Origin of the sequence: Microcoleus sp. BR0-C5 (assembly GCF_036705045.1) — a bacterium.
Lineage (GTDB): Bacteria > Cyanobacteriota > Cyanobacteriia > Cyanobacteriales > Microcoleaceae > Microcoleus.
Genome location: NZ_JAUBTR010000062.1, coordinates 35,048 through 42,781, shown reverse-complemented (window position 1 = coordinate 42,781; position 7,734 = coordinate 35,048). Strand labels below are relative to the sequence as shown.

Here is a 7,734-nt window from a genome sequence, read left to right as displayed (position 1 = left end):
AGATAGTCTAGATGGAAGCTCATAACGGTAAATGTATTAGTAGGTACATTTTACACCATAAACTCAGGAGAGCCAAACAAACGGTGACAGTAAACCCGTTACCACTGCTCAACGTCTCGGGAGCGTGATTAAGTCTGCACGAGATATCATGCGGAAAGATAAGGGAATGAATGGGGAGTTAGACCGTTTGCCCCAATTTACTTGGATTCTTTTTCTTAAACTATTAGATGATGCCGAGAAAGTCCGAGAAGAAGAAGCTTTTTTAGAGGGAAAACTTGATAAGTACAAACCGCTGATTGAATCGCCTTACCGTTGGCGTGATTGGGCTGCTGATGATGAAGGAATGAGCGGCGATGATTTGCTCAAATTCATTAACAATGATGAGGTAACGCTGCGGGACGGAACAAAAAGCCCTGGTTTGTTCGCTTATTTACGGAGTCTTCAAAGCGCGACGGGGCGCGATCGCAAAGATGTCATCCGCCAAGTTTTTAACGATGTCACCAACCGGATGATTAGTGGTGCATTGCTGCGAGATGTGGTCAACAAGATTAATGACATTCACTTCGATAACTCAGAGGAAGTGAACATCCTCAGCAACCTCTATGAGTCTATGCTCAAAGAGATGCGGGACGCTGCGGGGGATTCCGGCGAGTTTTACACGCCTCGACCAGTAGTGCGGTTCATGGTGAAAGTGCTTAACCCACAACTGGGTGAAACCATCCATGACCCGGCTTGTGGCACGGCTGGGTTTTTGGTGGAAGCTTACGAACATCTCAAGGCACAATGTCAACCTAAAGATTGGGAAATTCTGCAATCAAGTTTGTCTGGAATTGAAGCAAAGCCTTTGCCGTTTATGCTGGCTCAAATGAATTTACTATTGCACGGCGTTGAGTACCCAGACGTTGAGAGAAAAAATAGTTTAGCCAGAGCTATTAACCAGATTGGGGTTAAAGACCAAGTTGATATCATCCTGACTAATCCGCCCTTTGGTGGTGAAGAAGAGGAGACAATTAAAAAGAATTTCCCCCCGGAATTGCAGACATCGGAGACGACTCTGCTGTTCATTCAGTTAATTATGCGCTTGCTTAAGCAAAAACAGAAATCGGGACGAGCGGGAATCGTAGTCCCAAACGGTACTCTATTCGGGGATGGGATTTGTGCCAAAGTTAAGGAAAGGTTGCTAACTGATTTTAACCTGCACACGATTGTTAGATTGCCGAATGGAGTCTTTGCACCTTATACGGGCATCCCAACCAATTTGTTATTTTTTGATGCTTCAGGGACGACAGAAGACATTTGGTATTATGAATTAACTCTCGCAGACGGTCGCAAGAATTACAGCAAAACCAAACCAATTCAAGATGATGAGTTTAGCGAGTGCTTAGCGTGGTGGAACAATCGCCAAGAAAGCGATCGCGCCTGGAAGTACAACTTTAGGGAAACTTACGACAAAGCGAAGACTGAAGCGCAGCCGCATTGGGATGCTGCTAGGGAAGCAGAGGCAAAAGGCAACCAGTGCGCCAAAAAAGTCAAGGAGTTAGACGGGCAAATTCAAACTCTGAATGCCTCAATTCTTGACTTTGCTCCGCCTGATCAAATTAAGGCTGAGAAACTAGAAATTAAAATACTCAAGGATGAGCAAGTCGAAGCGCGAGAAAAAGAGCGTCAGCAGCGCCAAATTGCTAAGGAGTCTCAAGTTAAGGGCGATGCAATCTACTGGTCTATTTTCAATCTGGACAAGAAAAACCCTAATGCTCAAGATGATTTTGAGCATCTGCCCCCAGAGCAATTAGTTGCTGATATCTGGGCAAAAGAGCAGCGGATTGTAGAGATTTTGAATGAGATTAAGAATGTGTTAAAGGGTGAATAAAGATGAGCAGAGAAATTCCATTAATTCCATTAGGTCAAGCTGTTACTCCTGTAGAACGTCCTGAAATTCCTTATCCTGGTAAAAAATATCGACAACTAGGGGTGAGATTATGGGGAGAGGGAGCTTATGAGCGGGAATCAATAGATGGTAGCGAAACTAATTATAGAACTCTTTCAAGGGTGGAAGAAAATGATATTGTTGTTAATAAAATATGGGCCCGAAACGGTAGCGTATCAATTGTTAATATTTTTTTAGCAGGTTGTTATGTTTCAGGGGAATTTCCTACATTTACCCCTATTAGAGACAAATTAGAACCACGTTGGTTTTACTGGCTAACAAAAACTAAACCATTTTGGGAACAGTGTGATAAGAAATCACGGGGTACTAGCGGTCAAAACCGGATTCGACCGGAGAAATTTTTAGAAGTTGAAATCCCCCTCCCCCCCCTAGACGAGCAGCGGCGCATTATGGCACGGATAGAAGAACTGGCTGCTAAGGTGGAGGCGGCGCGCGGGCTGCGACGGCAGAGTGCTGAGGAGGCTGATAGCCTTATATTGTCCTCGCTATCACAAATATTTAACTATCAATTTCCTGATCTCCTGCCGAAAGCTTGGAAGTGGAAGCCCCTTAACGAAATACTGTTAAATAATAAAGAAGGAATGATAACAGGACCATTTGGAACACTGCTACAAAAATCGGATATTCAATTAGACGGAGTACCTGTGCTTGGGATTGCTAATGTGCAGGCTAATCGCTTTGTACCTGGGTTTAGTGACTATATAAGTCATTGGAAAGCCGAAATGCTTGCATCATATAAGCTAGAGCCTGGTGATATTGTAATTGCTAGGTCAGGTACAATTGGTAGAAGCTGTATTGTCCCTGTAGGAATTGAGCCAGCACCTATTATGTCTACAAATTTAATCAGGCTACGTCTTGATAAGCAAACCTTGATACCTGAACTCCTCTGTCGTCTTTTCAATGGTTCACGCCTTATTGAAGAGCATAAGGATTCTGAATGTCGTGGGTCTACGCGCTCTTTTTTTACTCAGACGATTTTATTAAAACTCAAAATTCCAGTTCCCCCCCTCCCCGAACAGCGTCGCATCGTCGCATACCTCGACAACCTCCAAACCAAAGTAGACACTCTTAAACGCCTACAAGCCGAAACCGCAGCCGAACTGGATGCGCTTCTGCCATCCATTCTCGACAAAGCGTTTAAAGGAGAATTATAAAAATGGGTGTTGGCGAAGATTTTAAGCTCTTTTGCGAAAATTTAACCGTGAATAATCGCAGTGATATTTCAGATCGGTACGAGACAATTACTCAACGTCTTAACACAGACTTCTGGCTTTCAAATTCTAAGACTAACCACAGCCTTTATGTTGGTTCTTATGGTCGAGGCACGGCCAGAAGAGGATTTAGTGATTTAGACATGATTTTTATTTTGCCATATTCTTTGTATGAGCGTTATAGTAAGTATGCCTATAACGGTCAATCTGCGCTTTTGCAGGTTGTGAAAAATTCTATTAAAAATAGATATTCTGCAACAGATGTAAGTGGAGACGGTCAAGTTGTAGTTGTTTCTTTTTCAGATAGCATGAGATTTGAGGTAGTCCCTGCTTTTGAAAACACAGATTATAGTTTTACTTATCCCGATTCAAATGCTGGAGGTGAATGGAAAATTACAAATCCCCGACCAGAAATTGAAAGCATCAACATCAACAATATTTTTACCAAGGGTAATCTGGTTAATTTATGTAGGATGACAAGAGTATGGAAGACTTATTGGAACGTTCCTATGGGGGGGCTTTTAATTGACACATTAGCTTGTAAATTTTTAACAAATTGGTCTTATAAAGAAAAATCTTATGTTTACTATGACTGGATGGTCAGGGATTTTTTTAAATATTTGGCCAACCAGAACCCCCAACAGGAGTATTGGCTAGCCGTTGGTAGTAATCAGTTTATATGGAGGAAAGGACTTTTTGAATATAAGGCAAAAGTCTGTCTTAATCTTTCCTTAGAAGCGATAGAATATGAATCTAAGCAAATGATTTGGTCTGCCAATAAAAAATGGAGAGAAATTTATGGTACAACCTTCCCAGCCTAACGCAGCAAATAATAGCGATCTAACTGTGTTGGAATCTCAAATCAGAGAGTGCTATGGCAGGGTCGTGTGGACTCACAAAACTCACGAAAAATGTGCTGATATTTATGCTGCACAACTTAAAGCATTAAAAACAACTGAAATTGTTTTATCGGCTTTGACAACTACCAGCTTGTTAACAAGCATATTTGTCGCTCAAAGATGGGGAATAATTATTGGTACTCTGTTATCTACACTTCTTTTGGGGGTAACTATTTATGCCAAAGATTATGATTTAGGAAAAATAGCGAAAAGCCATGCAGATACCGCCGTAACAATGTGGAGTATCAGAGAATCTTACTTGTCTCTTCTCACAGATATAAAATTAAACAACTTAACCTTAAACCAAATACAGGCGAAAAGAGATGAACTGCAAAATCAACTAGCTTCAGTTTATCAAAATGCACCGCGAACAAATAGCAAAGCTTATGACAAGGCAAGCAAAGCCCTAAAATCCAATGAAGAAATGACATTTTCTGATGAAGAAATTGATAAGTTTTTACCTAATGATATTAGAAGAAAGCAGTCGCAACCTTAACTTAATAAACAGTATATTATGGCCGTAAACCTACGCGCTATCGCCTCGCCCTCAAATCTGCAAAACTCTCCACCTTCCCTGTTTCGTGCCGATCGCCCCCTTCGCCCCCTTCACCCCTCCCCATCCCAGAAGCCACCACACCCCTGGGTGCCCGACACCGCAGCCGATCGAAACAAAACGCTAAAATAGTAGATCCTACAATTTAGGAGTTAATATTTGACACTTGCACCCGATCGCGAAAACGTCCTAGCTTGGCTCTCACACCGCGTTCCTGCTGCCCGCATCAAACACATCCTCGGAGTCGAACAAGTAGCAGGTGACTTGGCTCGCCATTACGGCCTCGACGAAGCAAAAGCCCGAACTGCCGGTTTGTTGCACGATTTGGCAAAATACTTCAAACCTCAACTGCTGCTGCAAATGGCAAGGGCGGAAGGTTTAGAGTTAGACTCAGTGTTGGAAGCACACCCGCATTTGCTGCACGCAGACGCCAGCGCGATCGTCGCTAGAGACGAATTCGGGGTGGTCGATCGAGAAATTTTGGACGCAATCGCCAATCACACCCTCGGCAGACCAAAAATGAGTCAGCTCAGTTGTACCGTATTCATAGCAGATACCATAGAGCCGAGCCGCGGCAACACAGCCCAACTAGAAGCACTGCGCGAGGCAAGCTTGCAAAATCTATATGCAGCCGTGTGGCAAACTAGCGATTATTCTCTTAAATATTTGCTAGAAACTCGCTGCTACATCCACCCCCGCACCGTACTTACGCGGAATTGGGCGCTGCAAATGGCCCGCGAATCGCAGGAAACAGGAAATGCGACGAAGAAGTCGATCGAACAAATCACAAGTTAAAAGTAAAATTTATCAGCACTCCTGTCCTTACTTTTGGCTTCAACCTAACTCGTATTTCCCGTCTCAAACTGCCAACAACCGAAAGCGAATAGCGCACCGATTTCCCCTTACCCTATCAATTAGGAAATTAAACACTTAATGTCAGATCTAACTCAACTCGAATATTCCAGGGCCCAGTCTACAGCAACCGACGGCACCTCCGCAGACGAAGCCCGTGGCCTAATCATGACCGTTGCCCAAGCAGCCGATGACCGCAAAGCAGTAGATATTGTATTGCTCCGGGTGGCAGAAGTATGCTATTTGGCAGACTACTTTGCGATCATCACCGGATTTTCCAACGTGCAGGTACGAGCCATCTCCCAAGCAATAGCAGACCAAGTGGAAGAAGAGTGGCAACGCTTGCCACTGCGTACACAAGGCCTATCAGACGCTAGTTGGGTAGTCATGGACTACGGCGACGCGATCATTCACATTTTGAAGCCTCAAGAGCGCGAGTTCTACAATTTAGAAGCGTTCTGGGGACACGCCGAACGCATTGACTTTTCCCCCGCGCCGTGAGGAGGGCTAATGTGAAAAACGTTTCTGCTTCTATTTGTCCGGTTCCCCAAGAACAGCGACCGATCAATGAATACCAAGAACTTAAAGAATCCTGGTTTTTTAGCTGGGTAACACTCAATTGGCCCGGATACCTGGCAAAACTAGCTTGGGTGTGGGCTTGGAGTTGCTTGGTATCAGGGCCGATAGCTGCTTCTAGCTTTGCTCCAAGCAAGTATCCAGCTCAGTTTGTCCTGTGCGGTGCTGCAGGTGCCAGTTTTATTCTAGGATTAGCTTTGCTGCGACTCTACTTGGGTTGGTTCTACGTGCGATCGCGCCTTTCAAATCCCACGGTCGTCTACGAAGAGTCTGGCTGGTACGATTGTCAATCTTGGCCTAAAACTCCCGAAGTTTTGCTTCAAGACCAGTTGATTGTCAACTACCAACTAGAACCAATTCTCAGGCGTCTGCGGCAGACATTTTATGGTTTGACAGTGTTGCTGGTTGCCGGGGGACTAACTTGGAGTTGTTTGTAATCGCAAATGGAAGGGAGTTTTGAGTGTTGAGATTGCCGCCCACAGCCAACAACGCACATGGAGTGCATGAGTCAGAAACGATCGCCGAAAGATTAACTTTATAACTCTTAACTGGCAGATCGCAACTCAAAACTTCCACCAGCCCCAATCTAAAATCTAAAATCTAAAATCTAAAATTGATATGACAAGGGGAAAACGAACCCAAGCTCCCGAACTTGAAGTCACACTGCTGCGCGAAGGTATTGTGGAATCGAGGCACCGCGCCCAGGCCGCTGTCTGCGACAACCGCGGGCGCGTTCTGTCTGTTGCCGGTAACTCGGAAACGGCCTCATTTGTCCGTTCTTCACTCAAGCCTTTTCAAGCTTTGGCGGTGACGGCGACTGGCACTTTAGAACGCTACGAATTGACCGATCGAGATTTAGCGATTATTTGCAGTTCCCATCAAGGTACGATCGAGCAATCGCGCCAGGTATTTAACGTCCTGTGGCGCTGCGACATTGACCCCTCTAAACTTCAATGCCCCATTCCCGAAGGCAAAAAGAGCGCCCTGCAATACAACTGTTCCGGGAAACACGCCGGAATGCTAGCTGTCTGCCAGCAACTGCACTGGCCACTGGACACTTATTTACGCCGCAAACATCCTGTCCAGCAGCTTATTTTGGGCAAAGTGGCTGACTTGCTGGCAATGCCTGCCGAAGAGTTTATCAGCGCTCGTGACGACTGCGGCGCTCCTACCTATCTGTTGCAGTTGGGGCAAATGGCGTCTTTGTACGCTAAGTTGGCCTCTGGCGACAATGTGGAGATGGAGCGGATTGTCCGCGCTATGACTCATCACCCGATGATGGTTGCCGGTGAGGGCAAATTTGACACGGAACTGATGCGCTTGACTCAAGGGGAATTGGTGAGCAAGTCCGGCGCCGAAGGGGTGCAGTGCATTGGCCGCGTTGGCGAAGGCATGGGCTTGGCAATTAAGGTGACGGATGGGGGAAAGCGCGCTCAATTTGCTGTGGCGATTCACTTGCTCAAGCAGTTGGGGTGGATTACTCCGACAATCGCCGAAACTCTGGCGGAGACTTACCTCACTCTCAGTGAGTTCAAGCGATTGGAGGTAATCGGGGAAGTTTCGATGCTTTAGGGCGATACGAGACTCGCTCGCCGATTTCAGCAACCCCTCCCACAATCTAAAATTTTTTTGATTTAGGGGTTGCAATTTTCAGAAAGATATGTTTATATTAGTAAAGAGACAAAAAGCGACGCG

At 45.3% G+C, this 7,734-nt stretch carries 8 protein-coding genes; all 8 read left to right on the top strand.

All coding sequences use genetic code 11. From position 1 onward, the window contains the following. Nucleotides 1-124 precede the first annotated feature (124 nt). The 8 genes from QUB08_RS24145 (at nt 125) to QUB08_RS24110 (ending at nt 7,611) form a co-directional block, all read left to right on the top strand. Nucleotides 125-1,870 (top strand): class I SAM-dependent DNA methyltransferase, encoded by a 1,746-nt coding sequence (locus QUB08_RS24145; RefSeq protein WP_333227789.1) that lies wholly within the window; start codon nt 125-127, stop codon nt 1,868-1,870. 2 nt (nt 1,871-1,872) lie between these two features. Then, nucleotides 1,873-3,102 (top strand): restriction endonuclease subunit S, encoded by a 1,230-nt coding sequence (locus QUB08_RS24140; protein ID WP_333227787.1) that lies wholly within the window; start codon nt 1,873-1,875, stop codon nt 3,100-3,102. A 2-nt stretch (nt 3,103-3,104) separates the two neighbouring features. Next, complete coding sequence (locus tag QUB08_RS24135; RefSeq protein ID WP_333227785.1) at nt 3,105-3,980, top strand: SMODS domain-containing nucleotidyltransferase; 876 nt, start codon at nt 3,105-3,107, stop codon at nt 3,978-3,980. Next, nucleotides 3,958-4,554: an SLATT domain-containing protein gene (locus QUB08_RS24130; RefSeq protein WP_333227782.1), complete on the top strand. Its 597-nt coding sequence runs from the start codon at nt 3,958-3,960 to the stop codon at nt 4,552-4,554. Before QUB08_RS24135 ends, QUB08_RS24130 begins: the two co-directional genes overlap by 23 nt. A gap of 216 nt (nt 4,555-4,770) precedes the next feature. Beyond that, the gene (gene yqeK / locus QUB08_RS24125; protein WP_333227780.1) at nt 4,771-5,406 is read left to right on the top strand and encodes a bis(5'-nucleosyl)-tetraphosphatase (symmetrical) YqeK; all 636 of its coding nucleotides are present in this window, start codon (nt 4,771-4,773) and stop codon (nt 5,404-5,406) included. Nucleotides 5,407-5,544: 138 nt separating this feature from the next. After that, nucleotides 5,545-5,964: a ribosome silencing factor gene (rsfS, locus tag QUB08_RS24120; RefSeq protein ID WP_333227779.1), complete on the top strand. Its 420-nt coding sequence runs from the start codon at nt 5,545-5,547 to the stop codon at nt 5,962-5,964. Nucleotides 5,965-5,975: 11 nt separating this feature from the next. Next, nucleotides 5,976-6,476, top strand: a complete 501-nt coding sequence (locus tag QUB08_RS24115) for a CGLD27 family protein (RefSeq protein ID WP_333227776.1) — start codon at nt 5,976-5,978, stop codon at nt 6,474-6,476. 181 nt (nt 6,477-6,657) lie between these two features. Beyond that, nucleotides 6,658-7,611 carry an asparaginase gene (locus QUB08_RS24110; RefSeq protein ID WP_333227774.1) on the top strand — a complete coding sequence of 318 codons (954 nt, stop codon included), beginning with the start codon at nt 6,658-6,660 and terminating at the stop codon, nt 7,609-7,611. Nucleotides 7,612-7,734: the final 123 nt, after the last annotated feature.